2 pseudogenes are annotated in these 1,016 nt (G+C 37.5%); both read left to right on the top strand.

What is annotated here, in order from left to right:
* Positions 1–621, top strand: a pseudogene (locus tag FTV41_RS15065) (IS4-like element ISAbe18 family transposase); the annotation flags it as partial.
* 208 nt (positions 622–829) lie between these two features.
* Positions 830–1,016: pseudogene (locus FTV41_RS15060) on the top strand (IS701 family transposase); the annotation flags it as partial.

The raw sequence follows: 1,016 nt of genomic DNA, 5'->3' as shown, positions 1-1,016 counted from the left end.
CGCAAATTCCAGTTTCCTGCTGGCAGCATTGTAGTTTTTGATAAAGGCTATGTCGATTACCAATGGTATGCAAATCTGACTGCTCAAAACATTGGATTTGTCACACGTTTTAGGCCTAAATCTGTGTATCAGGTGATCCAGCAACATCCAGTGCTTGAATCCAAAGGTATTCTAAAAGATGAAACCATTCAGCTGAATAGCGCACATGCCCTAAAAAGAAAAGCCCCAGTGTTAAGAAGAATTGAATATAGAGATCAGCAAAGTGGCAAGCACTTTAGCTTTCTCAGCAATAACTTTCATTTAGCCGCCTCCACCATTGCGGCGATTTATAAAGATCGTTGGAAAGTTGAGCTGTTCTTTAAGGCGATTAAGCAGAATCTCAAATTAAAAGCGTTTCTAGGCCGCAGCAGGAACGCAATTCAGACACAAATCTGGATTGCGATGATCGCCTATTTATTGGTGAGTTTCGCTCGACATTTAGGAAAAACAGGTTGGACAGTTCAACGTTTACTCAGAATAATTCAAGTGAATTTGTTTGAAAGAAGAACTTTAAAAGCTTTATTTTCACCCGATAAAATACCCATAAAACAAGAGGAAGCTCAAATGAGCTTCCTCTTGTGAAAAATTGTGGGACAGCAATGGCATACCGCTTCCTTTTTTAATTTCGCATAATAAGAATTATGTTAATTTTAGAAAAAATTAAGAAACACCTAACATTTGTCCTTCTATGGGACTAAATGATGTAGAAGTTAAAAAATCAGAAGCATCTTATATAGGACTTACGCATTGACGGATTCAAAAAAGTATTAAAATACTTTATAAAGTATCTGTGATCAGACGAATTAAACATGCTTCTACAGCAACTTGTACATTACCCATTTATATGGGCTTTCTCATGACAGAACCGAACTCTATTAGCTGCACACAACTTGCCGAGACTTATAATATCTCGCATGATAGTGTAAATCGCTTTCTAGAGCGTGAAGACTACACACCTCACGACCTATGTCACGAAT

It is taken from the genome of Acinetobacter sp. YH16051, assembly GCF_013417135.1.
Lineage (GTDB): Bacteria > Pseudomonadota > Gammaproteobacteria > Pseudomonadales > Moraxellaceae > Acinetobacter > Acinetobacter towneri.
The sequence above is the reverse complement of the archived record's forward strand: the minus strand, read 5'-3'. Positions and strand labels throughout refer to the sequence as shown.